This is a genomic window from Janthinobacterium svalbardense (assembly GCF_002327145.1).
GTDB lineage: Bacteria > Pseudomonadota > Gammaproteobacteria > Burkholderiales > Burkholderiaceae_D > Janthinobacterium > Janthinobacterium tructae.
In genome coordinates this window covers 230,714-255,093 of record NZ_CP023422.1, presented here as the reverse complement: position 1 = coordinate 255,093, position 24,380 = coordinate 230,714, and the positions used below count along the sequence as shown (strand labels likewise).

Sequence of the window (24,380 nt, the reverse complement as noted above, 5' to 3'; positions counted from 1 at the left end):
TCACGGCCTAGGGGCTTTACTGTCCGACGGAGTTGTTGACGCGCGCCGGTGCCGGATCGGGCTGCAATTGTTTCAATTCCGCTTCCGAAATGTAGTCGAACAGCTTGACCACTTTCTGCACGCCGCCCACGCCGCGCGCCACGTCGGCCGCGACCGTGCCTTCGCGCTGGGTAACGCGGCCCATCAGGAACACGGTGGCGTTTTCCGTGACGACCTTGAACGAAGCTGCCGAGATGGTTTTCATGTCGACCAGGCTGGCCTTGACCTTGGTGGTGATCAGCGCATCGTTCGAGCGCGAGGTGTAGCTGGCCGGGCCGGCGATGATCAGTTCATTGGCCACCGATTCCACGCCTTCGATATTGCGCACTTCGCGTTCGACGGCATTTTTCATCGCCTCATCGCGCACTTCGCCCGTCAACAGGACGCGGCGGTTGAAGCTGGTGACATTCACGTGGCCCACGTCGCCGACGATGGAGGGAATGCGCGACTCGCCTTTCAGGGCGATCGACTTGTCTTCGGTCTGCGCGCCCAGGGTGCGGCGATCCGCTGCGGCAACGCCGCCCATCACTGCGCCGCCGACCATCAATTCGATGCAGCCGGTGAGCGAGGTGAGCATGGCGCCGCACAGCAGTGCGGTAGCCAATGGGCGTTGTACGCGTTTCCAGCCTGGGCCAGTACCGAATTTAGTCATTCACGTCTCCTCCGAATAGCGCGACATCGATGCCGTCGCAGATGCAATGTATGGTGGTCAGATGGACTTCCTGGATGCGCGCCGTACGCTCGGCCGGCACGCAGATATGCACGTCGGCGTCCGTCAGCATCTTGCCGATGGCGCCGCCGTCCTTGCCCGTCAGCGCCACGACGCGCATTTCGCGCTCGAGCGCCGCTTCCACGGCGGCCAGCACGTTGGCCGAATTGCCCGACGTGGAGATGGCCAGCAGGATGTCGCCGGCCTGGCCGAACGCCTGCACCTGCTTCGAGAAAATCTCGCGGTAGCTGTAGTCGTTGGCCACGGCCGTCAGGATCGACGTATCCGTCGTCAGCGCCAGGGCTGGCAGCGGAAAGCGCTCGCGTTCGAAGCGCCCGACCAGCTCGGCCGCGAAATGCTGGCAGTCGGCGGCGGAACCGCCGTTGCCGCAGGCGAGGATCTTGTTGCCGTTGGACAATGCATAAAACATCAGGTCGATCGCCTGCGCAATGGGTTGCGCCAGTACGGTAGCGGCCTGGATCTTGAGTTCGGCACTTTCGTGGAAGTGCGAGAGGATGCGTTGATTATTCATAGTCTGCCGATTATAGTGCAGGCGCGCGGCATGGCGGACAAGCACTGTTAAAAATGCTTACATATCGAGGATGTTCTTCAGCCAGCTGATGCGCCCGCCATCGATGGCCAGCGCGTCGAAGCGGCACGGCGGCAAGGTCTTTTTCCCCTGCAGCCAGGTTTGCGCGGCCACCACCATGCGCCGCTGCTTGGCTGGCGTGATGCTGGCCAGGGCGCCGCCGAAGGTAGCACTGCTGCGTAGCCGCACTTCCACGAAGACAACCGATGCGCCATCGCGCATGATCAGGTCCAGCTCGCCGCCCTTGCACAGATAATTGCGCTCCAGCAGCACCAGGCCTTGCAGCAGCAGATACGCGAGCGCATCGTCTTCCCCCTGCCGTCCCCGTTCCCGTTTGTTCCAGAAAGCCAAGGGCGGCATGGCGCATGTCCTTACTGTACCGGCGGCGTGGCCGGCGCGGCCGGCGGCCAGGTGCCCAGCACGCCCTGCTGGTAGCTGGCGGCCTGTTCCGTGCGTTCGAATACGCTTTGATCATTCTCAAAACGTACGGCCAGGCGGCCCGTCACGCCATCGAGCGTGAACGGCGCGTTCGGGCGCAGCGCCACTTCGCGCGCCACGCGGAAGGCATCGATGCCCAGCGCGTACAGGCGTTCCATGTCCGCCGTCAGGCGGACGTCACCTGGCTGCGGCGGCTGTGGATACACCATCACTTGCGGATGGTCGCGCTGTACTTGCCACGGCAAGTCCAGCAGGCGCGCGCCGTCGAGCTCGGGGCCGCTGGCGCCGCGTCCGGCGCCGGGATTCAAGGACGAGGTGCCATACAGGGGCAGATCGCTGCCGATGGCCACGCGCAGCTGGCGCGCCTGGTCGGCGTCGAGCGCGGCAAACAGCAGGCCCGGTGGCGTGGCGGCCAGGCGCGCGCGCAGCTGCACCAGCTCGGCATCGCTCAGGTAGCCATTCGTGGCCGTCAAGTCCATCACATCGACCTTGCCGCCCTGGCGCAGCCATTCCTGCTTGAAGGCGGCGCTGATGCGGCGCTGCGAGGGCGAACCGGCCGACAGGATCAGCGCGCTGGCGCCAGGCTGTTCGCTGGCAGCCCAGGCGGCGACCTGGCGCGCTTCCGCTTCGATCGACAGGCCCATCACCAGCAGCTTGGCCGGCAGGCGCGCCTCGCCGCGGTTGTCCGGGTGGTTCAGGGCAATCGTCGGCTTGCGTACCAGGTCGCTGTTCGCCACGGCCGTGACGGCCGAGCGCGACAAAGGCCCCACGACGATGTCCTGTTCCTCTTGTGCTTGCGCAAACTTGTTCAGGACATCGCTGCTGCCGTCGCCCGTGTCGATCACCGTCACTTCAAAGCCGCTGCGGTCGCGCTCATACGCGGCCATGAAGCCGGCGCGCAGCAATTCGGCGGCCGGGCCCAGGGAAGCCGAGCGCAGCGGCAGCAGCAGGCCGATGTGGTGGACCTTGCCGTCGGACGGCGCCGGCGCCGTGGCCGCCGGCATGTCCTGCGGCGTGCCGGTCGCCGGCTTGTTCTGGATGGGCGCCAGCGGGGCACCGTTCCCGTCATACGCGGTAATATCGGGTACGGCCACGGCAAACGTCACCGGTTCGGGCGCGGGCGGCTTGGGTGGCACGGGCAGCGGCGTCGGTGGCGGCAGCGCCCTTGTGTTAGATTCAATAGGCGCGCACAATTGCCCGGGCGCGTCGCAAGGCGTGCTGCAAGCGCTCAGCATGCCGGTCGCGGCACAAACAAGCAGTAACTTCACACTATTAGCAAGCATTTAACCTCCAAAATGACCGTACAAGAAATCAGTTCCATCGCCAGCCTGCCCATCATGACAGAGGCGGCGCACCAGGTCTATCCTATCGCAACATTGTATATAGTGGCCACGCCGATCGGCAATGTGACCGATATCAGCCTGCGCGCGCTGCATTTGCTGAGCATTGCCGACGCCGTCGCCTGTGAAGATACGCGCAACACGGCGCACCTGCTGACGCGCTTTGGCCTGAACAAGCCGCTAATTGCGGCGCATCAACATAACGAACGCGAAGTGGCGCAAACCCTGATCGCCCGCCTGCACGCCGGCGAGCGCATCGCCCTCGTCTCGGATGCGGGCACGCCGGCCGTGTCCGACCCGGGCGCGCGCATCGTCGACGCCGTGCGCGCGGCCGGCTTGCGCGTGCTGCCTTTGCCCGGCCCATCGGCGGCGATTACCGCCATTTCCGCCAGCGGCTTGTTGAATGACCAGTTTTACTTTGTCGGCTTCCTGCCGGCGAAGGCCAAGCAGCGCGAAAACATCTTGCACAGCCTGCGCGGCGTGACGGCGACCATGGTGTTCTATGAAGCGCCGCACCGCATCCTCGATTGCGCCACGGCTCTGGTGGAAGCGTTCGAGCCCACGCGCCAAGTGGTGTTCGCGCGCGAACTGACGAAAATGTTCGAGGAAATCCACCGCTGTCCCCTGTCCGAGGCGGAAAGCTGGATCCGTGCCGACGCGCACCGCGAAAAGGGAGAATTCGTCGTCCTGCTGGAAGGCGCCACGGAGGCGCAGGACGCGGAAGACGTGGAAGCGGAACGCATCCTGAACATCCTGCTGGCCGAATGCAGCGTCAAGCAGGCGGCGAACCTGACGGCGCAAATCACGGGCCGCAAGAAAAACGCCCTGTATGAACGGGCGCTGCAGTTGAAGGGGCAGGAATAATTTTTCCGGCACGCTCAACTGGGTGGGTTGTTAAATTATCACCACTTGCAGCCGCTATCCTTCTTGTCGAGCAACATCAACACGGGTGCCAGCAAGCCTGCGCCTGAATAGGCGGTGCGGCAATCGCCGCGCTTGCCTTGCGCGATGTCGCGCGCCAGCTGGGTTTCCGTTTGCAGCGGCTTGTCGGGGATTTGTCCCACGGCCGTGCCCACCTTGGATGGATCGCGCTCGCCGGCCATCTTGCGCGCCGTCCTCCTGGCCGCCTCCATATCGAATTTCGGTGTCTCCTGCGTGAAGGTATCGGAACTGGCCGCCGGCGTGGCCGGTGAGGCCGGCACGACCGTGATGGCTTGCGGACCTGGCGCTGGTGCCGTGGCTGCCGCTGGCGTTTCCCGGGTCGTGGCGAGTTTCGGCTTGCTGATGGGTTTGGGTTCGCGTTCCGGCTTGATGACCTCGACAGGCGGCGGGGGCGGCTTGGCGGCCAATGGCCGTATCCACACGGCGATCGACTCCATGCGCGGCGCCGTGTCCGGAGGCACAGGCGGCTGCACATGGCGCCATAGATAGATCAAGGCGCCATGCAGCAGCAAGGACACGGCTATGCCCAGCGCGATGCTGCGGCGATGCGGCAAGGGCTGGCCACCGCCGCTTCCGCCGTTTCTTTCAATACTGAAATCCATTGCCGTCGTCGCCTTCATGTCTGATCGGGAAAACTTGCAAACCGAGTGTCGCATATTTCATGCATGCTGAAAATACAGGGCTTCCAGTGCTGCGCGTAAATAATTTACACAGAGTTTCACCTGACCCTTGACCGAAGTCGATACGGCCTGTATTATCTTGGTCTTCGGAGTGTGGCGCAGCCCGGTAGCGCACCTGGTTTGGGACCAGGGGGTCCAAGGTTCGAATCCTTGTACTCCGACCAAATTTGTAGAAAAAAACCCAAGAGTTTCGACTCTTGGGTTTTTTTTCGTCTGTACGGTTCAGGTAGGTCGGGTAGGTAGGATTAGCGCGCAAGCGCGTAATCCGACAACGCCGCAATGCCAACAATATTGTCGGATTACGCGTGGCTCCGCCACGCTAATCCGGCCTACGCCGCGGCGCGTTTCGCCGCGATGGCGTTGCCGGCGCGGCTAGATCCCTTGCGTCCCAGCTGCTGCGAGATGAACTGCCCCGCATCGACCACCAGGTCCAGGTCGATGCCGGTGTGTATCCCCAGTCCTTGCATCATGTACAGCACGTCCTCGGTGGCCACATTGCCGGTAGCGCCCTTGGCGTACGGGCAGCCGCCCAGGCCGGAGACGGACGAATGATAAATCGCAATGCCCGTTTCCAGGCTGGCGTAGATATTCGCCAGCGCCTGGCCGTAGGTGTCGTGGAAGTGGCCGGACAGGCCGCCCACGTGGAAAGCGGCAATCGCGCGTTGCATCACCGCCTGCGTTTTACGCGGCGTGGCCACGCCGATGGTGTCGGCGATGTCGATCTCGTCGCAACCGAGGTCGCGCATGCGGCCCACCACGTCGGCCACGGCGTCCAGCGGCACTTCTCCCTGGTAGGGGCAGCCGAAGGCGCAGCTGATGCTGCCGCGCAGGCGCAGGCCGTGTTCCTTGGCCGCCTTGGCTACGCCTTCGAAGCGGGCGATCGATTCGGCGATCGAGCAGTTGATGTTCTTTTGCGAGAATGCCTCGGAGGCGGAACCGAAGATCACCACTTCATCGGCCTTCGCCGCCAGTGCCGCCTCAAACCCCTGCATGTTCGGCGTCAGCGCCGAATACATCGTGCCAGCGCGGCGCGCGATCTTTTCCATTACTTCCGCGCTGGTGGCCATCTGCGGCACCCATTTCGGCGAGACGAACGACGCCGCCTCGATATTGGCGAAGCCCGCCAGGGTCAGGCGGTCGACCAGTTCGATCTTGACGGCGGCGCTGATGGTGTCCTTTTCGTTTTGCAGGCCGTCGCGCGGACCCACTTCGACGATCTTGACCTGTTTCGGCAAATGCGGTTGATTGCTCATCTCAATATCCTTGCAAACGGTTGACGATGCCGGCGACAGAGTCTCCGGCGTGCAGGCGGCGTATCTTGGCGGCGATCTGTGCCACGCTTTCGCGGCGCAGGGTGGCCGCCGAAATATGCGGCGTGATGGTGATACGGGGTTCTTGCCAGAACGGGTGCTGCTGCGGCAGCGGCTCGTTGCGGAACACGTCGAGGGTCGCTCCGGCGATATGCCCGGAGCGTATCAGGGTCAGCAGATCCGGTTCGGCGAGATGCGCGCCGCGCGCCACGTTGATGACGTAGGCGCCCGGCAGCAGCATGGACAGGCGCGTGCGGTCGAGCAGGTTGTGCGTCTCCGGCGTGAGCGGCAGCATGCACACCAGCACGCGCGTGCCGCGCAAGAATGCTTCGAGCCCCTCCTCGCCGGCAAAGCACGCGACGCCATCGAGGTGCCTGCGGCTGCGGCTCCAGCCGCGCAGCGGAAATTCGAATTGCGCCAGCGCTTGCAGCACGCGCGTGCCAAGCACCCCCACGCCCAGCACGCCGACGGGGAAATCCGCCTTGTCGAAGGCGGGCAACGGCTGCCAGATGCCGGCGCGGCCCTGCGCCTCGTAATCGTCGAAGCGGCGGAAGTGGCGCAGCACGGCGTGGCTCACATATTCGGCCATCTGCACGCCCATGCCCGCGTCATCGAGGCGCACCAGCGGCACGTGCGCGGGCAGCGCATCGCCAAATTTCAACAGCGCGTCGACGCCGGCGCCCGTATTGAAGATGGCTTTCACGCAGCCCAGTTCCGGCAGCATGGCGGCGGGCGGCTGCCACACGACGGCGTAGTCGCATGGTTCAACCGCTTCGCCTTCGCGCCAGAAAACAATCTCGGCTTCGGGCAGCAAGGTTTTAAAATCGGCGATCCACGCCGCTTCCTTGCCATCCGAACGTTGTAAAAGGATGCGCATCGTCGCAGTCTCTATGCCGCCGCCTTGAAGGCCAGCAGCGGCGCGCCGTCGGCCACCTGGTCGCCGACGGCGTACAGCACGTCTTCCACCAGGCCGTCGTGCGGCGCGGCGATCGTGTGCTCCATCTTCATCGCTTCCATGATGACCAACGGCTCGCCCTTTTTGACGTCCTGGCCCTTGTTCACCAGCACGGCGACGACCTTGCCCGGCATGGGCGCCGTCAAGCGGCCGCCTTCCGCTTCCACTTCACCCGCATGCGCCATCGGGTCGCTGTAATGCAAGGTATGGTGCAAGCCATTGGTGAATACGTGGAACTGCTCGCCGTCGCGCAGCACCGTGCCATGCACGGCACGCTCGCCCAGCTTGATGTGCAGCTCGTTGCCTGTGCGCGCCGTCAAGGTCAGGGGCTGGCCGTTGAACAGCCAGCCATCGGTTTTATAGGCGATGCGCGCGGCATAGGCTTTGCTGTCGCCGGCCAGCGCGAATTCATCGGCAAACGCCAGGCTGCGTCCCAGGGTGCTGTTCAAGCGCCAGCCCAGGGCATTACCCCACGGGTCGGCGCTGTTGCTTGACTGAGCTTCGGCGGCCGTTTTCTCTTCCAGCAGCAGGGCGACGGACGCCAGCGCCAGGGCCGTGTCAGGCGCCGCCTGCAGAGCGGGAAACAGCGACGCTTGATTGCGTTCAATCAAACCCGTGTCGAGATCGGCGCTGGCAAATGCCTGGCCTTCGACCAGGCGTTTCAAGAAGGCGATATTGCTGGCCAGGCCCACGATCTGGTACTCGGCCAGCGCCTGCGCCATGCGCGCCAGCGCCTCGCGGCGGTCCGCGCCCCAGACGATCAGCTTGGCGATCATCGGGTCGTAGAAGGGAGAGATGGCGTCGCCTTCGCGCACGCCCGAATCGATGCGCACGGCGGCCGGCACCAGCGTGCCACCCAGTTCGAACGTCACGGCTTGCGGCGACTGCATGTGGCGCAGGGTACCGATCGACGGCAGGAAGCCCTTTTCCGGATTTTCCGCATAGATGCGCGCCTCGATGGCATGGCCGTGGATCGTCAGTTCGCTCTGTTTTTTCGGCAGCGGTTCGCCAAAGGCGACGCGCAACTGCCATTCCACCAGGTCGGTGCCGGTGATCATTTCCGTCACGGGATGCTCCACCTGCAGGCGCGTGTTCATCTCCATGAAGTAGAACGAGCCATCCTGGTTGGCGATGAATTCGACCGTGCCGGCGCCCACGTAACCGACGGCCTTGGCGGCGGCGACGGCCGCTTCGCCCATGGCGGCGCGGCGCTCCGCTGGCATGCCCGGCGCCGGCGCTTCTTCCAGCACCTTTTGATGGCGGCGCTGCACCGAGCAATCGCGCTCGAACAGGTAGATGCAGTTACCGAGCGTGTCGGCAAACACCTGGATTTCGATATGCCGCGGACGCGACAGGTATTTCTCGGCCAGCACCTTGTCGTCGCCGAAAGAGCTGATCGCTTCGCGCTTGCACGAGGCCAGCGCAGCCTTGAAGTCGGCGGAGTGCTCGATGACGCGCATGCCCTTGCCGCCGCCGCCAGCGGACGCCTTTAGCAATACCGGGTAGCCGATCTTGTCGGCCTGCGTGTGCAAAAAGTCCGCATCCTGTTCCTCGCCGTGGTAGCCGGGCACCAGCGGCACATTCGCCTTTTCCATCAGCGACTTGGCGGCCGATTTCGAGCCCATGGCGCGCATGGCGGACGCCGGCGGGCCGATGAAGACCAGGCCTGCATTAGCGCAGGCGTCGGCGAAATCGGCGTTTTCGGACAAAAAGCCGTAGCCGGGGTGGATCGCCTGCGCACCTGTCGCCAGCGCCACGGCGATGATCTTGTCGCCGCACAGATAGCTTTCCTTGGCCGGCGCGGGGCCGATCAAGACGGCTTCGTCGCACACGGCGACGTGCTTGGCGTTGGCGTCCGCTTCCGAATACACGGCGACGGTGTGGATGCCCATGCGGCGGGCGGTGGCGGCGACACGGCAAGCGATTTCGCCGCGGTTGGCGATCAGGATTTTAGTGAACATGGTCTCTCTCTATTCTCTCAAAAAGGGGCAGCTGTCTCTTGTCATGGACGTTGTGTGCTGGCGTGTCGGCTTACGCGCTTTGCGCTAAGCCGACCTACGCATTGGTGAGGCGGTATTCGTAGGTCGGGTTAGCCGGCACGGCGTAACCCGACAAGGCTGTCATCAGCAGCCGCACTTCTCTTTCTGCACCGAGTCCAGCATGGCGCCGCGCGTCTGCAAGCCCAGTTTCCCCAGCAGGGTGCGGTCGTCTTCCGCTTCCGGATTGTCGGTGGTGAGCAGCTTGTCGCCGTAGAAGATCGAATTGGCGCCAGCCAGGAAGCACATGGCTTGCACGGCTTCGCCCATCTGGCGGCGGCCCGCCGACAAACGTACGCGCGCTTTCGGCATGGTGATGCGGGCCACGGCAATCGTGCGCACGAATTCGAACGGGTCCAGCGCTTCCAGGCCGAACAAGGGCGTGCCTTCCACCTGCACCAAATGGTTGACGGGCACCGATTCCGGATACGGATTCAAATTGGCCAGTTGGGCGATCAGGCCCGCGCGTTGCAAGCGCGTTTCGCCCATGCCGACGATGCCGCCGCAGCACACTTTCAAGCCCGCTTCGCGCACGCGGCCCAGGGTATCGAGGCGGTCCTGGTATTCGCGCGTGGAGATGACGTTGTCGTAGAACTCGGGCGCCGTGTCGAGGTTATGGTTGTAGAAGTCCAGGCCCGCGTTTTTCAGGCGGTCCGCTTGTCCCTCTTCCAGCATGCCCAAAGTAGCGCAGGTTTCCAGGCCCAGCGCCTTCACCTTGGTCACCATCTCTTCGACTTTTTCCATGTCGCGCTCTTTCGGGCTGCGCCAGGCGGCGCCCATGCAGAAGCGCGTGGCGCCGTTGGCTTTCGCCTGGCGGGCCGCGTCGAGCACCGTGTCGATGTCGAGGATTTTTTTCGCTTCCACGCCCGTGTCGTAGCGGGCCGCCTGCGGGCAGTAGCCGCAGTCTTCCTCGCATCCGCCCGTCTTGATCGATAACAGGGTCGCCAGTTCCACGTCGCCATCGGGGAAATTGATGCGGTGCGTTTGCTGGGCCTTGAACATCAGGTCATTGAATGGCAGGTCGAACAGGGCCAGTACATCGGCGACAGGCCAGGTGGCCGCTTCCGGCACGGTGATGCGCGCCGCAGGGCGGTGCAATTCGACGGTTTTTGCTGCTTCTTGGACGTGAGACATGTGATTCCTTCGCTTCTATTTTTGGATACGTTTAAGTGTTGGGATGCTGCGCCGGCCAGTTGGGCAAGCCGGTGAAATCGAGATACGCCGCCGCCGCTTGCGCGCTGGGCTGCGCCAGGCGCGGCAGCTTGCCCAGCAGCGGCGCCGGGATGCGCTCGATCAGCGCATCGATATTTTCGTCGAGGAAGCGCATTTCCACTTCCAGGGTGTTGGCCACCCAGCCGATCACCGTCAGGCCGCGCGCTTCGATCGCTTCCAGCGTCAGCAAGGCCTGGCTGATGCAACCCAGACGCATGCCGACCACCAGGATCACCGGTAAATCGAGCTGCTGCGCCAGGTCGGCCGAATCAAAACCGATTGAGAGCGGCACGCGGAAACCGCCCACGCCTTCGACCACGACGGCGTCCGAGGCGGCAGCGATTTCCAGGTAAGCGGCCAGGATCGGCACGGACTCGATGCTGACGCCTTCAAGCGCGGCGGCGATATGCGGCGCCGCTGCTTCCTTCAGCATGTAGGGCGTGGTCAGGTTGCGCAGCATGGTGACGTTGCCGGCGGCGATCAGGCTGTCGGCGTCTTCATTATGCAGTTCGCCGTCGCGCATCTCGGCGCCGGCGGCCACCGGCTTCATGCCGCAGGCACGCACGCCGCGCGCGACCAGCGCATGCAGCAGGGCCGACGAGGTCAAAGTCTTGCCGATTTCCGTGTCGGTACCGGTGACGAAACAGGCAAAGCGCGACGGCAGGCCGGCAGTGACCGGTGCCGGCTGCACGGCCGGCACCAGGTCCGCCATTACTGCGGCCACGATAGGGTCATCAAGGCTCATGGCGTGTCCTTTCCAGGGTGTTGACTGCGTTGATCAATTGCGCCACTTCCTGCGCCGTGTGGCCGGCCGACAGGGTCACGCGCAGGCGCGCCGACCCCGCTGGCACGGTGGGCGGGCGGATGGCGCCGACCCACAGTCCTTGCTGGTAGAGTTGGGCGGCGACGGCCAGCATGTCTGCATTTTCGCCGATGATGACGGGCTGGATGGCGGACAGCGACGGCAAGGCTTGCCAGCGCTGCAGCTGCAAGCCCTCGTTCCATTGCGCCACCAGCGCCGCCAGGTGCATCCGGCGTTGTTTTCCTTCCTCTCCGGCGATGATGTCCAGGCTGGCCAAGAGCGCATGCGCCAGCGCCGGCGCGGCCGCCGTGGTGAAGATGTAGGGGCGCGCCTTCTGGATCAGCGTTTCGATCACGGCTTCATGCGCGCAAACAAAGGCGCCGCCCACGCCGGCCGATTTGCCCAAGGTACCCACATACACCAGGTGCGGCGACTGCAGGCTGAAGTGTTCGAGCGCGCCGCGGCCGTTGTCGCCCAGCGCGCCGAAGCCGTGCGCGTCGTCGACCACCAGCCAGGCGCCGTACTGCTCGCACAGGGCCAGCAGCGCGGGCAGCGGCGCCAGGTCGCCATCCATGCTGAAGATGCTGTCGGTGACAACGATTTTGGTTTTGGCTTTGCTGTCCGCCAGCAGGGCCGCCAAGGCAGCCAGGTCCGCATGCGGATACACGCGCGTCTTGACGCGGGCCAGGCGCGTGCCGTCGATCAGCGAGGCGTGGTTCAGCGCTTCCGAAAAAATCTCCGTGTCCGCATCGCCCGCCGCCAGGGCCGTGAGCACAGCTAAATTAGCCATGTAGCCCGTGCAAAAATACAGCGCGCGCGCCTGTTCCAGGTTGGCGCCGACGAAAGCGGCCAGCCGTTCTTCCAGCTGCGCGTGGGCGCGGCTGTGGCCACTGATCAGGTGCGAAGCGCCGCTGCCGGCGCCATACAGGTCGGCGCCCTCTTTCAGCGCCGCCACGATGCGTGGATGCGACGCCAGGCCCAGGTAGTCATTGCTGCAAAAGGCCAGCATGTCGCGCCCGTCGACCGTCAGGCGCGGCGCGCACGGCGTGTCGACGGTGCGGCGGCGGCGGATCAGGCTGCGCTCTTCCAGCCCTTGCAGCTGCTGTTGTAATCGCGTGATCAGCTCCATCTCAGGCTCCGATCACTTTGTTGAAGACGGCCAGCGTTTGCTGGCCCAGGCCCGCGATTTCTGCGTCGTCGAGGATATACGGTGGCATCAGGTAGACGGTGGAACCGATGGGGCGCATCAGGAGTTCGTGTTCCAGCGCCGTGCTGAAGAAGCGGCGCGAAAAATCGGGCGCCGCATCGACGGCGTCAAACGCCCAGATCATGCCCTGCTGGCGGAAGTGTTTTACGCGCTCGTGCTGCGCCAGCGGCGCCAGGGCGCGCGTGATTTTGGCGGCGCGCACCCGGTTGGTCACCAGCACATCGTCTTCCTCGAAAATCGACAGGGTCGCCAGCGCCGCGCGGCACGCCAGCGGGTTGCCCGTGTACGAGTGCGAGTGCAAAAAGCCGCGGCGCACGTCGGTGCTGTAGAACGCTTGGTAGATGTCTTCACGCGTCATCACCAGGGACAGGGGCAAATAGCCGCCGCTGATTCCCTTCGACAGACACACGAAGTCGGGCCAGATGCCGGCCTGTTCGCACGCAAAGAAAGTGCCCGTGCGGCCGCAGCCGACGGCGATTTCATCGAGGATCAAATGGACTTGATAACGGTCGCACAGGGCGCGCACCAGTGACAGGTACAAGGGGTCGTGCATGGCCATGCCGGTGGCGCATTGCACCAGCGGCTCGATGATGATGGCGGCGATCTTGTCTGCCTTCTGCTGGAACAGCTGTTCCACCTCAAAGGCGGCGCGGCGCGCCACGTCCTGCGCCGTTTCGTTTTCAGCGGCCTGGCGGAAGTCGGGTGACATCACCGTCTGCGTGGCGCGCAGCAGAGGGCCGTAGGCATCCTTGAACAGGGCCACGTCGGTCACGGCCAGCGCGCCGATGGTTTCGCCGTGGTAGCTGCCCTTCAGGCAGACGAATTCCTGCTTTTCACTTTTGCCGTTGTTGCGCCAGGCGTGAAAGCTCATTTTCAGGGCGATTTCCACGGCGGAGGCCCCATCGGACGCGTAAAAGCTGTGGCCAAGCACGCCGCCGGTCAATGCCGACAGCTTTTCCGACAGTTCGACCACCGGTGCATGCGTGAACCCGGCCAGCATGGCGTGTTCCAGCCGGTCCAACTGGTCCTTGAGTTCCGCATTGATGCGCGCATTGGCGTGGCCGAACAGGTTCACCCACCAGGAGCTGATGGCGTCCAGGTAGCGTCGGCCTTCGTGGTCATACAGCCAGGCGCCGCGGCCATGGCTGACGGGGATGAGCGGTACCGCGTCGTTAGCCGATGCGTGATGCTGCATCTGTGTGCAAGGGTGCCACACGCTGCGCAGACTGCGTTCGACCCAGCCCGATTGTTTTTCTGCTTTCAAAACTGCTCCAATGATATTCTTAGTCCATGAGCTTTGGACTATTAACTAGCCCATGAGCCAACTCGGCTTGCGCTTGTCGAGGAACGATTGCACGCCTTCGCGTCCCTGCTCCGAGGCGCGGATCTGTGCGATGCGCTCGGCGGTGTCCGCCAGCAGCGCGTCATCGACCGGCTGGCCGGCGATCTCGCGCACCAGCGTTTTCGCTTGCGCCACGGCGTGCGGGCTGTTGCCCGTCAGCGCCTTGAGCACGTCAAAGGTTTTCGCGTCCAGCGCGCTTGCCTCGACTACCTCGTGGGCAAAGCCGATGCGCAGCGCTTCCTGTGCAGAGAATCGCTCGGCGGTCAGGAAATAGCGGCGTGCCGCGTTTTCGCCCATGGCCTTGATGACATACGGTGAAATAGTGGCCGGGATCAGTCCCAGCCGCACTTCGCTCAGGCAGAAATGCACGTCTTCCGCAACCAGAATGATATCGCATGCGGCGACGAGGCCCATGCCGCCCGCATAGCAGTCGCCCTGGATCTTCGCCACCACGGGTTTCGGACACAGGTAAATCGTGCGCAGCATCTGCGCCAGCTGCAGTGCGTCGGCCTGGTTTTCGGCATGCGTGTAGCCTGCCATCTTCTTCATCCAGTTGAGGTCCGCACCGGCGCAAAAGGCCGCGCCATTCGCTGCCAGCACGATGGCGCGCACCATCTCGCTGCGTCCCAGCCCCTCGAAGGCGCGCGCCAGTTCGGCGATCGTCGTCTCGTTGAAGGCGTTGCGCACGTCCGGGCGGTTCAGGGTCACGGTGGCGACATTGCCCTCGATGACCAGCTTTAAGGTTTCAAATTCCATTCTCTTCTCCCAGGGTGCCGCTTACATGCGGAATACGCCGAACTTCGTGTCCGGGATTTCAGCGTTCAAGGCGGCCGACAGGCCCAGGCCCAGCACCATGCGGGTGTCGGCCGGGTCGATCACGCCGTCGTCCCACAGGCGCGCGGTGGCATAGTATGGGTGGCCCTGATGTTCGTATTGATCCTTGATCGGCTGCTTGAATGCCGCTTCCTCGTCCGCGCTCCATGCGCCTCCCTTGCCTTCGATGCCGTCGCGCTTGACGGTCGCCAGCACGGACGCGGCCTGGTCGCCGCCCATGACGGAAATGCGCGCATTCGGCCACATCCACATGAAACGGGGAGAGAACGCGCGGCCGCACATGCCGTAGTTGCCGGCGCCGAAGCTGCCGCCGATGATGACGGTGAATTTCGGTACGGCCGCCGTGGCGACAGCGGTCACCATCTTGGCGCCATTGCGGGCGATGCCCTCGTTTTCGTACTTGCGGCCCACCATGAAGCCGGTGATATTTTGCAGGAAGACGAGCGGGATCTTGCGCTGGCAGCACAATTCGATGAAATGCGTGCCTTTCAGCGCCGATTCGGAGAACAAAATGCCGTTGTTGGCGATGATGCCCACTTTGACGCCATAGATGTGCGCAAAGCCGCAGATCAGGGTGGTGCCGTAGCGCGCCTTGAATTCGTCGAAATCGCTGCCGTCGACGATGCGCGCGATCACTTCCCTCACATCGAACGGTTTGCGCGTATCGACGGGGATCACGCCATACAGTTCCTGCGTCGGGTATGTCGGTTCCACGGATGCGCGCAGCGGCATCTGCTGCGGTTTTTTACGGTTCAGGTTCGAGACGATGGTGCGCGCCAGCGACAGCGCGTGCAAGTCGTTCTGCGCCAGATGATCGACCACGCCGGACAAGCGCGTGTGCACGTCGCCGCCACCGAGGTCTTCGGCCGTCACCACTTCTCCCGTCGCTGCTTTGACCAGCGGCGGGCCGCCGAGGAAAATCGTGCCCTGCTCCTTGACGATGATCGATTCGTCGCTCATGGCAGGCACGTAGGCGCCGCCCGCCGTGCAAGAACCCATCACCACGGCGATTTGCGGGATGCCCTTGGCCGACAAATTCGCCTGGTTGTAGAAGATGCGGCCGAAATGGTCGCGGTCGGGGAAGACGTCGTCCTGGTTCGGCAGGTTGGCGCCGCCCGAATCGACCAGGTAGATGCACGGCAGGTTGTTCTGGTCGGCGATTTCCTGGGCGCGCAAATGCTTTTTCACCGTCATCGGGTAATACGTGCCGCCCTTGACGGTCGCGTCGTTACACACGATGACGCATTCCTGGCCGGAGACGCGGCCGATGCCGGTGATGATGCCGGCGGAAGGCGCCGCATCGGCGCCCTTGGCGTCCTGGTACATGGCGTAGGCCGCCATCTGGGAAAACTCGAGGAAGGGCGTGCCGGGATCGAGCAGCATCTGCACGCGGTCGCGCGGCAGCAGTTTTCCGCGCGCCAGGTGCTTGGCGGCTGCCGCCTCGCCGCCGCCGGCCGCGATCTTTTCCACTTTGTCGCGCAAATCGTCGACGATGGCTTGCATGGCTGCGGCATTGGCCTTGAAATCTTCACTGCGCGGATTGAGTTTGCTTTCGATGTGCGGCATTGCGGTTCCTTTTTATGATCGCCCGGTCTCTCGGGTCGCGCTATTCGGGAAAACTGCCGTCGAGATAAAACCATCGCAGGGCACCACCGCCCTCGCCCGCCTCGCGCACGAAGCGGCTCACTTCATGCAGGCGGTGCGCGCGGCCGTTGACCTTGTAGCGGGCCACGAATTCGACGCTGTCGCGGTGTATCTCTTCGGCTTGATCTGCTGATACTGCTTTACGTTGACGTAAACGTAAAGCAGATTTTACCTCAAGTCCCAGCCAGTGGACTTTTTCTTCTTCGGCAAATAAAGCGTCGACGGGACGGGTGCTGGCGTGCCAGGTGGCGCGCAGGTAGGGCTCGTCGCGCAAGGTGAACGCCGTGTAGCGCGAACGCATCAGGGATGCAGCCGTGGGCGGCAAGGCGTCGCCCGCGATATACGGGCCGCAGCAGCTGGCGTAGGAGGCGCCGCCACAGGGGCAGGCGGCAGATGTCGAGGGTGTGGGCATGCGGTAGCGATATGGAACAGAAAAGAGGGAACAGGAAAGTTCCGCAATTATCCGCCATATCGGCAGCGGCGCGTGCGCGCCGCCTTGGCCGGCTACTTTTTCGGGCTGAGGAAGTCCAGCGCGAACGGCGGCGCCTTGCCGGCCATGAGATCGGCGAGGATGCGCGCCGTGCCGGCGGCAAAGGTAAAGCCCAGCGGGCCATGGCCCACGTTGAGCCACAGATTGCCAACTTTGCTGGCGCCCACCAGCGGCGCGCTGTTCGGCGTGGCGGGGCGCAGGCCGGCCCAGGCCGTGGCCTGGTCGTAATCGGCGCCGTGCGGCATGGCTTCGCGCGCCAGCCGTGTCAGGCCGGCGATGCGGTCCCAATCGATGCTGTTGTCGGCGCCCACCATGTCGACCATGGCGGCCACGCGCAGGTCGCTGCCAATGCGCGCATACAGCACCTTGCGCTCAAAATCCGTGATGCTGATCTCGGGTGCCCGGTCTTGCGCGCGGATGGGCGCCGTCAGGCTGTAGCCTTTCAGCGGGTACAGCGGCAGGTAGACGCCCGCCGTGGCGGCCAGGTCGCGGCTCTGGATGCCGGCCGCCAGCACATAGTGATCTGCCTGCAACAGGCCCAGGCTGGTGTCGACGCCCGTGATCCTGCCATTGCGCGTGACGAGGCGGCGCGCCTCGCCTTTTAATATGAGCGAACAATTCGGGTGCTGCAGCAGGCGTGTTTCCAGGGTCAGGCAAAAGGCGTGGCAATCGGCCACCGCCTCGCCCTCGGTAAAGATGCCGCCCGCCAGGGAGCCTTGCAAGGCGGCCAGCGCCGGTTCGCGCTGCACCGCTTCAAGCGGGGACAAGACGAGGCGCGCCTCTTCCGATTCGGGCCGCGCCACGGCCCGCTGAAAGATGGCGGGCGAGCGGTAGACGATGAGTTTGCCTGCATCGCGCCAGGCATACGCCTCGGGCGGCACCGTCAGTTCCAGCTGCGCCATGCCGGCGCGGCTCAGTTCACCCAGCTGCAGCAGCTTGGCAGTCGTGCGGGCATTGCTGGCAGCATTGCAATTACGCAAGAAACTGGCCATCCAGCGCCACTGGCGCCAGTCGGCCTCGGGCCGGAAGCGCAGCGGGCCATCTTTCTGCAGCAGCCATTGCAGGGCCTTGAAGGGGACGCCCGCGTCCGCCAGCGGCGCCACATAGCGATAGCTGAGCTGGCCGCCATTGCGGTAGCTGGCGGCGATCGCCACCTGTTCATTGCGTTCGAGTAAGGTGACCTTGTAGCCGGCCTCGGCCAGCCACCAGGCCGATGTCAGGCCGACGACGCCGCCGCCGATGATGATGACGTGTTGCTGCATGTTGCCTCGCTGCGTTGCGCTCCCATGGTGCGGGAGCATTCGGGAAGAGCTTAGAGGCTGGCCGTTCAGGGAGCCAATGAAACATCATGGTGCAGCCATAACTTTCAGGAATGCACTATTTCAGTGCAAATTATTCATGCTTGTCAATCGCACCACGGTATAAGGTGGTGAGTATCAATTCCTCGCTGCGCCCCATGGCGGAATACGTGCCCGGATATTGCGCGGGATCGCTGCCCGTGCCGCCCACCAGCATCACCATGCCATTCTTGTTCTTGAAATCGAGCACAAAGGCGGAGACGAGGCCATACGCGTCGCCCAGGTGGCCCACGGCCGTGAAACTGGCCCCCTCAACCAGGCCATTGCCCCGCCCAGCCAGTGCATCGAACTGCTGGTTGCCCAGACCCCAGGCGCGGTACAGGCCCTGTTCGCTGTTGCCATTGCCTCCATCAGGCGCCAACTGCCATTGCCGGGCAAACATCAAGGCGATGCTGGCTGGCTGCAATAGCTGCTTGCCCTGATGGCGGCCACCGTCGAGCAGCATTTGCATGATCTTGCCCAAGTCAGCGGCGGAGATGCGCAAGCCGCCCGTGGGACTGAAGACGGTGGCGTTGCTGCCGATCACGTAACGTTCGATGCCGGCTGGCGGGCGCTGGTAAACATCATCGGCCTGGGCGATCCAGGGGCCGTGCGGCCGCCACTGTTCCGTCTCCAGCGTGCGCTTGCGGTACAGGGTGGCCGTGTTCGCCAGCTCTTCCTTGGAAAATGCCGCCGGATTGTAGCCGCCGCGCACATCGAGGGGATCGAGCAGCAAACGCCGCATCAGCAAGTCGAAGCGCTCGCCCGTGACCTTTTCCATCACGGTGCCGATCACGCCCCAGTTCAGGTTGGAATATGTAAAGTAACTGCCGGGCGCCGCAGCCGTATCCCACATCGCGTCGCCACCGGCTGTAAACACGTCGCGCAAGCTGCGTTCGGGGCCCCAGGCATAGCCGCCCGCATCGCGCAGCGAGGAAGTGTGGCTGAGCAGGCTGCGCAGGGTCAGTGCTTGCTGGGGGAAATGCGGGTTGCGCAGGGAAAAGCCCAGATAGATGCCCACGTCCTGGTCCAGGCTCAGCTTGCCCTGCTCGACCAGCCGCATCAGGCCCACAGTGGTCATCATCTTCGATACCGAGGCGATGCGAAACAGCGTGGCCGGCGTCACCGGCAAGCTGTCGGCCGGCGTGGCGCCGATGTGCCGATAGCCAAATTGCTGCTGATACGACACCTTGCCATGGCGAATGGCCAGCACGGACAGGCTGGCCAGCGGATGGGCCGGGTCATCGACGATGGCCGACAGCGCCGCATCGAGCGCGCGCTGCTGTGCGTGTGGCACGCGTGGCTCAGTGCCGCTGCCGGGCGGGGTGGCCAGTGCAGTCCAGGTCGTGCCCAGCAGCAGCAAGCCCAGCAAACCCGTCATTTTGTTGATCATGCTTTCCCTGTGTCATGGTGAATGGAGGCCTTGCCAGCATAGGGTGCGACGGTTGACTACGCCAATGAAAATTGCTTATTTATCTATAATGCAAAGCTATACCCACGGTAAAACATTGTTTTTTTAAGTGTATAACCGTTATTTATGGTCATTTTCCATATATTCATGGGTGGACGGGCTACGCGCAAGCGCCATCGCTATTACACTAGGAGGACAAGGAGAACTGTATGAGCCAGACCAGCGTAGAACTCAAGGTCGATTTAAATGACAATTCGCCTTTATATATGCAGATCGCCCGCAAGCTGAGCGATGACGTACGCAACGGCCGCTACCAGGTAGACCAGGCCCTGCCCTCCGAACGTACCCTGTCCGAACTGCTTGACGTATCGCGCGTGACTGCCCGCAAGGCCATCGACCAGCTCGTTGAGCAAGGCCTCGTCGTGCGCCGCCGTGGTTCGGGCAACTATATTGCTCCGCGCATCGAGCAGCCGCTGTCGAACTTGTCGAGCTTTTCCGAGCAGCTGCAGCAGCGCGGCTACCGCCCCGGCTCGCGCTGGCTCAAGCGCGAAGTCGTCATCGCCAGCAGCGATGAACAGCTGAGCCTGGGCCTGGCGCAGAATACAAAAGTGGCGCGCCTGGAGCGCCTGCGCCTGGCCGACGATGTGGTGATGGCGTATGAAGTGAGCGTGCTGCCCTTCAGCGTGGTGCCGGACCCGGCCGCCATGGGCGATTCGCTGTATGAATACTTGAGCAGCATCAAGAAGGCCCCCGTGCGCGCCTTGCAGCACATCCGCGCCATGAATGCGACGGACGTGCTGGCCAAGCAACTGGGCATCCCCGATGGCCAGGCCGTGCTGTTCATCACGCGCATCGCCTACCTGGAGTCGGGCGAAGCGGTGGAGCTCACGCATTCGTATTGCCGCAGCGACCATTACGATTTTGTGGCGGAAATGCGCCGCGCACCGTAACAAGGCTGCTGCCAGATCCGCTTGCACCCATAAACTCCCGTTATGTCCATCCGCCAAGCTTTCATGGCTGATCTTGCACATCGGTATTAAACTGGTTTCACGTTCAACTATGTTCTGAAATCATGTTGAAAACTGAAACCCCGAGCCGGCGGCATCCGGATCTGGATCTGTATCCCGTGGAGCAACTGGTGGCGGCGCTGGTCGATGACCAGTTCTGGGCCGTCGAAGCCGTGCGGCTGGCCTCGCCCGACATTGCTGCCGCCATCACGGCCGCCCTGCCCCGCATCGCGGCCGGCGGACGCTTGCTGTATGTGGGGGCCGGCACCTCGGGACGCCTGGGCGTGCTCGACAGCGTTGAATTGACTCCCACGTTTTCCTGGCCACCCGAGCGGGCTGTCGCCATCCTGGCCGGTGGCGCTGGCGCCATGTTTGCGGCCGTCGAAGGGGCGGAAGATGATGTACAGCAAGGAGAGCGGGATTTGCTGGCCTTGCAGCCACAGGTCAACGATGTGGTGATCCTGCTGGCCGCCTCCGGCGCCACGCCGTACGTGCTGGGCGCGCTGCTGGCCGCGCGCACGGCAGGCGCCTTGACGATCGGCATCGCCAACAACGTGGATGCCCCCGTGGCGCACGAGGCGCAATGCGGCATCGTGCTCGACACGGGCACGGAAGTCATTTCCGGCAGCACGCGTCTGAAAGCGGGCACGGCGCAAAAAATCACCCTGAACACGATTTCCAGCGCCCTGATGGTGGGTTTGCACAAAACTTACGGAAACTTGATGGTAGACTTGAAGCCGACCAATGCCAAGCTGATCTGGCGGGCGGTGCGTCTGACCATGCATGCCACGGGCGCCAGCGAAATGCAGGCCAGGGCCGTGCTGGAGCAATGCCACTATCACGTCAAGGTGGCGATTGTTGCCTTGATCAAAAAAATCAACACAAACCAGGCACAGGCATTGTTGGCCGGCGCGGACGGCAGTGTGCGGGCGGCACTGGCGGCGTGATTCGATGGCACGGCATTCTTCTGTCTGGGAGACCAAGAAGGATGTATGGAGCTAGTGAAACAAACCGCTGCGGCGCGCACGAACAAGCCGTGGCTGTGGATCCCTTCCCTGTATTTCGGCCAGGGCATCCCCTATGTAGTGGTCATGACCTTGTCCGTGATCATGTACAAGAACTACGGTTTTTCCAATACGGATATCGCCCTGTATACGAGCTGGCTGTACTTGCCATGGGTCATCAAGCCCCTGTGGTCGCCCTTCATCGACATGTACCGCACCAAGCGTTTCTGGATCGTCGGCTTGCAGCTGGTGATCGGCGCCGCGCTGGCGCTGGTGGCCCTGACGACGTCCTTGCCGCATTTTTTCCAGATCAGCCTGGCCATCTTCTGGCTGATGGCTTTCAGTTCCGCCACGCATGACATCGCCGCCGATGGCTTTTATATGCTGGGCCTGGAAGAGCACCAGCAGGCGGCCTTCGTCGGCGTGCGCAGCACCTTTTACCGCCTGGCGATGATCGCGGGCCAGGGTGGCCTGGTGTTTCTTGCCGGCTATCTGACGCATGCGACGGGTAATGTGCAGCTGGCCTGGTCGGTCGTGTTCGCGATTCTGGCAGGCCTGTTCATCGCCCTGTTCCTGTATCACTATTTTGTCTTGCCGAAACCCAAGGATGACCGTCCCAGCATCCAGGACGCTGGTATTTCCCCGTTGCAGGAATTCGTCGCCACCTTTGCCGCCTTCTTCAAGAAGAAGGATATTCTCGTCATCCTGGGCTTTTTGCTGCTGTTCCGCCTCGGCGAAGCGCAACTGCTCAAATTGGCCGCGCCCTTCCTGCTCGACCCCGTCGCCAAGGGCGGCCTGGGCCTCAGCACGGAACAGGTAGGCCTGGTCTACGGCACCATCGGCGTGATCGCCCTGACCCTCGGCGGCTTGCTGGGCGGATTCATCATTTCCCGCTTCGGCTTGAAACGCTGTTTGTGGATCATGGTGCTGTCCGTGCACTTGCCCGACGTGGTCTTCGTTTACCTGGCCAGCGCATTGCCCAGCAGCATCTATGTGGTCGCCGGTGGCATTGCGTTGGAGCAATTTGGCTATGGCTTCGGTTTCGCGTCCTACATGTTGTACATGATCATGGTGTCCGATGGCGCGCATAAAACGGCCCATTACGCCATTTGCACGGGTTTCATGGCCCTGGGCATGATGCTGCCGGGCATGGCCAGCGGCTGGATACAGCAAATGCTTGGTTACCAGCACTTCTTCATCTGGGTCTGCATCGCCACCATTCCTGCCTTCATCATGGCCGCGCTGGTCAAGATCGATCCCGAATTCGGCAAGAAGGCCGAGGCCTGACTCTTTTGAACCGTGCGCCCGCAAGGATGGCGGGCGCACAGTAAAATGCCCGCACCGATACACCTGCGCTTCACCACTGCAAGGAATTGTTTTGTTGTCTACTTTGAAAAAACGCCTGGGCGCCACGGCTGGCGTGCTGGCCGCGCTGGCCACCGCCACATTGCTCAGCAGCTGTACCAGCACCAAAATGCCCTCCGCAGTGACGCCGGGCGACGCGGGCTTGCCGGCTGTGCCGCCCGTGCAGCACATCACGGGCGAAGTGCCGCCGCCGGCGCCGCGCGAGTTCCGCGCCGCCTGGGTCTCGACGGTCGCCAATATCGACTGGCCCAGCCGCAGCAATTTGCCGGTGGCCAAGCAGCAAGCCGAGGCGATCGCCATCCTCGACCGCGCCAAGTCCTTGAATCTGAACGCGATTGTGTTGCAAGTGCGCCCTAGCGCCGATACGATTTACCCGTCGCAGCTGGAGCCATGGTCGGAATACCTGACCGGCAAGCAAGGCCAGCCGCCATTGCCCATGTATGATCCGCTGGCCTTCTGGGTAGCCCAGGCGCATGCGCGCGGCCTGGAATTGCACGCCTGGTTCAACCCGTACCGGGCCCGTCACGCGACGGCCAAGTCGCCGCTGGCGCGCGACAGTTTTGCGTCCACCAACCCGGCGTCCGTCAAGCAATACGGCCGCTACCTGTGGATGGACCCGGGCGACGCCGCCGCCTCAAAACACACGACGGACGTGGTGCTCGACGTGGTGCGCCGCTACGATATCGATGGCGTGCACATCGACGATTACTTTTATCCATATCCGATCGACGCGCCTGGCGCCGGTGCCGGTGCGGAAACCGCCGCGCTGGACGCGGGCAATGGCGGCGCCAAGCGCGAACTGCCGTTCCCCGATGAGCCTTCCTGGCAGCAATATCTGCTGGCCGGTGGCCAACTGGACCGCCCTTCCTGGCGCCGCCAGAACGTCAACCAGCTGATCGAATCCTTGTATACAGGCATCCACCGCGAAAAGAGCTGGGTGCGCTTCGGTATCAGCCCGTTCGGTATCGGCCGTCCCGACCGCCGCCCTGCCGGCATCGTCGGCTTCAGCCAGTACGATAAATTGTATGCGGATGCGGAACTGTGGCTGGCCAAGGGCTGGCTCGACTACCTGTCGCCGCAGCTGTACTGGCCCGTGGCGCAGGCGCCGCAAGCGTTTGGCGTGCTGCTCGACTACTGGCTGGCGCAAAATCCGTATGGCCGCCACGTGTGGCCAGGTTTATATACAAGCCGGATCGACAATTCCGCCAAATCCTTCACGCCGCAAGAGATCATCAAGCAGATCGAAGTGACGCGCACGCGCCCCGGCGCGAATGGCCAAGTGCATTTCAGCATGGTGCCCCTGATGCAGAATCGCAAGGGTGTCAGCGAGCAACTCAAAGCGACCGTGTATCAAAGCCCTGCCCTGATTCCCGCCACGCCATGGCTGGGCAAGGAAGCACCGGGTACGCCGGTGCTTGCCTTGCGCCGCGATTCCACCAGCCTGAACGTCAAATTGACGGCGGGTGGCGGCAAAGCCGTGGCGCAGTACGCCGTCTGGGCCCGTTACGGCGAAGACTGGCGCTTCACGGTGGTCACGGGCGTGCAGGGCGAGCTGACCCTGGTCGACGATGCCATTGGTAAAGTCAACGCGGTGGTGGTCAGCGCCGTGGACCGCCTCGGCAATGAAAGCCCCCGCGTCACCGTGCGCGCACCGTTTACGGCCGCCGCCAAGTAATTGTTGACCGTT

The 24,380-nt window shown here is 63.4% G+C and carries 22 protein-coding genes and 1 tRNA gene; 6 read left to right on the top strand and 17 right to left on the bottom strand.

Annotation, left to right across the window (positions count from 1 at the left end; all coding sequences use genetic code 11):
* Positions 1–16: 16 nt before the first annotated feature.
* Genes CNX70_RS01045 through CNX70_RS01030 form a run of 4 tightly spaced genes read right to left on the bottom strand, consistent with a single transcriptional unit; the run spans position 17 to position 2,911 of the window.
* Positions 17–691, bottom strand: a complete 675-nt coding sequence (locus tag CNX70_RS01045) for a BON domain-containing protein (RefSeq protein ID WP_096232751.1) — start codon at positions 689–691, stop codon at positions 17–19.
* Positions 684–1,280, bottom strand: a complete 597-nt coding sequence (locus CNX70_RS01040; RefSeq protein WP_071080119.1) for a phosphoheptose isomerase — start codon at positions 1,278–1,280, stop codon at positions 684–686. Before CNX70_RS01040 ends, CNX70_RS01045 begins: the two co-directional genes overlap by 8 nt.
* Before the next feature lie 57 nt (positions 1,281–1,337).
* Positions 1,338–1,697, bottom strand: a complete 360-nt coding sequence (locus tag CNX70_RS01035) for a YraN family protein (RefSeq protein WP_096232749.1) — start codon at positions 1,695–1,697, stop codon at positions 1,338–1,340.
* 11 nt (positions 1,698–1,708) lie between these two features.
* Positions 1,709–2,911, bottom strand: coding sequence for a penicillin-binding protein activator (locus tag CNX70_RS01030; protein ID WP_096238214.1), 1,203 nt, complete (start codon positions 2,909–2,911; stop codon positions 1,709–1,711).
* Positions 2,912–3,070: 159 nt separating this feature from the next.
* Between CNX70_RS01030 and rsmI the strand changes: the two genes are divergently transcribed.
* Positions 3,071–3,979 (top strand): 16S rRNA (cytidine(1402)-2'-O)-methyltransferase, encoded by a 909-nt coding sequence (gene rsmI, locus CNX70_RS01025; RefSeq protein ID WP_096232747.1) that lies wholly within the window; start codon positions 3,071–3,073, stop codon positions 3,977–3,979.
* Positions 3,980–4,017: 38 nt separating this feature from the next.
* Here rsmI and CNX70_RS01020 read toward each other — a convergent pair whose 3' ends face one another.
* The gene (locus CNX70_RS01020) at positions 4,018–4,659 is read right to left on the bottom strand and encodes a hypothetical protein (protein ID WP_157750868.1); all 642 of its coding nucleotides are present in this window, start codon (positions 4,657–4,659) and stop codon (positions 4,018–4,020) included.
* A gap of 165 nt (positions 4,660–4,824) precedes the next feature.
* Between CNX70_RS01020 and CNX70_RS01015 the strand changes: the two genes are divergently transcribed.
* Positions 4,825–4,901, top strand: a tRNA-Pro gene (locus CNX70_RS01015).
* 165 nt (positions 4,902–5,066) lie between these two features.
* On the opposite strand, the gene CNX70_RS01010 is transcribed toward CNX70_RS01015, so the two are convergent.
* The 12 genes from CNX70_RS01010 to CNX70_RS00955 form a co-directional block, all read right to left on the bottom strand.
* Entirely contained in the window at positions 5,067–5,990 is a 924-nt protein-coding gene (locus CNX70_RS01010) for a hydroxymethylglutaryl-CoA lyase (protein WP_096232743.1), read from the bottom strand.
* Position 5,991: 1 nt separating this feature from the next.
* Complete coding sequence (locus CNX70_RS01005) at positions 5,992–6,924, bottom strand: 2-hydroxyacid dehydrogenase (protein WP_096232741.1); 933 nt, start codon at positions 6,922–6,924, stop codon at positions 5,992–5,994.
* A gap of 11 nt (positions 6,925–6,935) precedes the next feature.
* Positions 6,936–8,963 carry an acetyl/propionyl/methylcrotonyl-CoA carboxylase subunit alpha gene (locus tag CNX70_RS01000; RefSeq protein WP_096232739.1) on the bottom strand — a complete coding sequence of 676 codons (2,028 nt, stop codon included), beginning with the start codon at positions 8,961–8,963 and terminating at the stop codon, positions 6,936–6,938.
* Between the two features lie 162 nt (positions 8,964–9,125).
* Entirely contained in the window at positions 9,126–10,172 is a 1,047-nt protein-coding gene (bioB, locus tag CNX70_RS00995; protein ID WP_096232737.1) for a biotin synthase BioB, read from the bottom strand.
* Positions 10,173–10,203: 31 nt separating this feature from the next.
* Positions 10,204–10,995 (bottom strand): dethiobiotin synthase, encoded by a 792-nt coding sequence (bioD, locus tag CNX70_RS00990; RefSeq protein ID WP_096232735.1) that lies wholly within the window; start codon positions 10,993–10,995, stop codon positions 10,204–10,206.
* A complete protein-coding gene (gene bioF / locus CNX70_RS00985; RefSeq protein ID WP_096232733.1) occupies positions 10,985–12,181 on the bottom strand; it encodes an 8-amino-7-oxononanoate synthase in 1,197 nt (398 codons plus the stop codon). The genes bioD and bioF overlap by 11 nt, the downstream gene beginning before the upstream one ends.
* 1 nt (position 12,182) lies before the next feature.
* A complete protein-coding gene (gene bioA, locus CNX70_RS00980) occupies positions 12,183–13,523 on the bottom strand; it encodes an adenosylmethionine--8-amino-7-oxononanoate transaminase (RefSeq protein ID WP_096232731.1) in 1,341 nt (446 codons plus the stop codon).
* Positions 13,524–13,568: 45 nt separating this feature from the next.
* Complete coding sequence (locus CNX70_RS00975; protein ID WP_096232729.1) at positions 13,569–14,357, bottom strand: enoyl-CoA hydratase/isomerase family protein; 789 nt, start codon at positions 14,355–14,357, stop codon at positions 13,569–13,571.
* 21 nt (positions 14,358–14,378) lie between these two features.
* On the bottom strand, positions 14,379–16,001 hold the full coding sequence (locus CNX70_RS00970; protein ID WP_096232727.1) for a carboxyl transferase domain-containing protein: 1,623 nt from the start codon (positions 15,999–16,001) through the stop codon (positions 14,379–14,381).
* Between the two features lie 40 nt (positions 16,002–16,041).
* Entirely contained in the window at positions 16,042–16,491 is a 450-nt protein-coding gene (locus tag CNX70_RS00965; protein ID WP_096232725.1) for a YchJ family protein, read from the bottom strand.
* 92 nt (positions 16,492–16,583) lie between these two features.
* Positions 16,584–17,870, bottom strand: coding sequence for a D-amino acid dehydrogenase (locus tag CNX70_RS00960; RefSeq protein WP_096232723.1), 1,287 nt, complete (start codon positions 17,868–17,870; stop codon positions 16,584–16,586).
* Positions 17,871–17,961: 91 nt separating this feature from the next.
* A complete protein-coding gene (locus tag CNX70_RS00955; protein ID WP_244198995.1) occupies positions 17,962–19,299 on the bottom strand; it encodes a serine hydrolase domain-containing protein in 1,338 nt (445 codons plus the stop codon).
* A gap of 227 nt (positions 19,300–19,526) precedes the next feature.
* On the opposite strand from CNX70_RS00955, the gene CNX70_RS00950 reads away from it, so the two are divergent.
* The 4 genes from CNX70_RS00950 (at position 19,527) to CNX70_RS00935 (ending at position 24,368) form a co-directional block, all read left to right on the top strand.
* A complete protein-coding gene (locus tag CNX70_RS00950; protein ID WP_096232721.1) occupies positions 19,527–20,267 on the top strand; it encodes a GntR family transcriptional regulator in 741 nt (246 codons plus the stop codon).
* A 122-nt stretch (positions 20,268–20,389) separates the two neighbouring features.
* Positions 20,390–21,271: an N-acetylmuramic acid 6-phosphate etherase gene (locus tag CNX70_RS00945; protein ID WP_096232719.1), complete on the top strand. Its 882-nt coding sequence runs from the start codon at positions 20,390–20,392 to the stop codon at positions 21,269–21,271.
* A gap of 45 nt (positions 21,272–21,316) precedes the next feature.
* Positions 21,317–22,615 (top strand): MFS transporter, encoded by a 1,299-nt coding sequence (locus tag CNX70_RS00940; protein ID WP_096232717.1) that lies wholly within the window; start codon positions 21,317–21,319, stop codon positions 22,613–22,615.
* A 91-nt stretch (positions 22,616–22,706) separates the two neighbouring features.
* Positions 22,707–24,368 carry a glycoside hydrolase family 10-like protein gene (locus tag CNX70_RS00935; protein ID WP_096232715.1) on the top strand — a complete coding sequence of 554 codons (1,662 nt, stop codon included), beginning with the start codon at positions 22,707–22,709 and terminating at the stop codon, positions 24,366–24,368.
* Positions 24,369–24,380 lie beyond the last annotated feature (12 nt).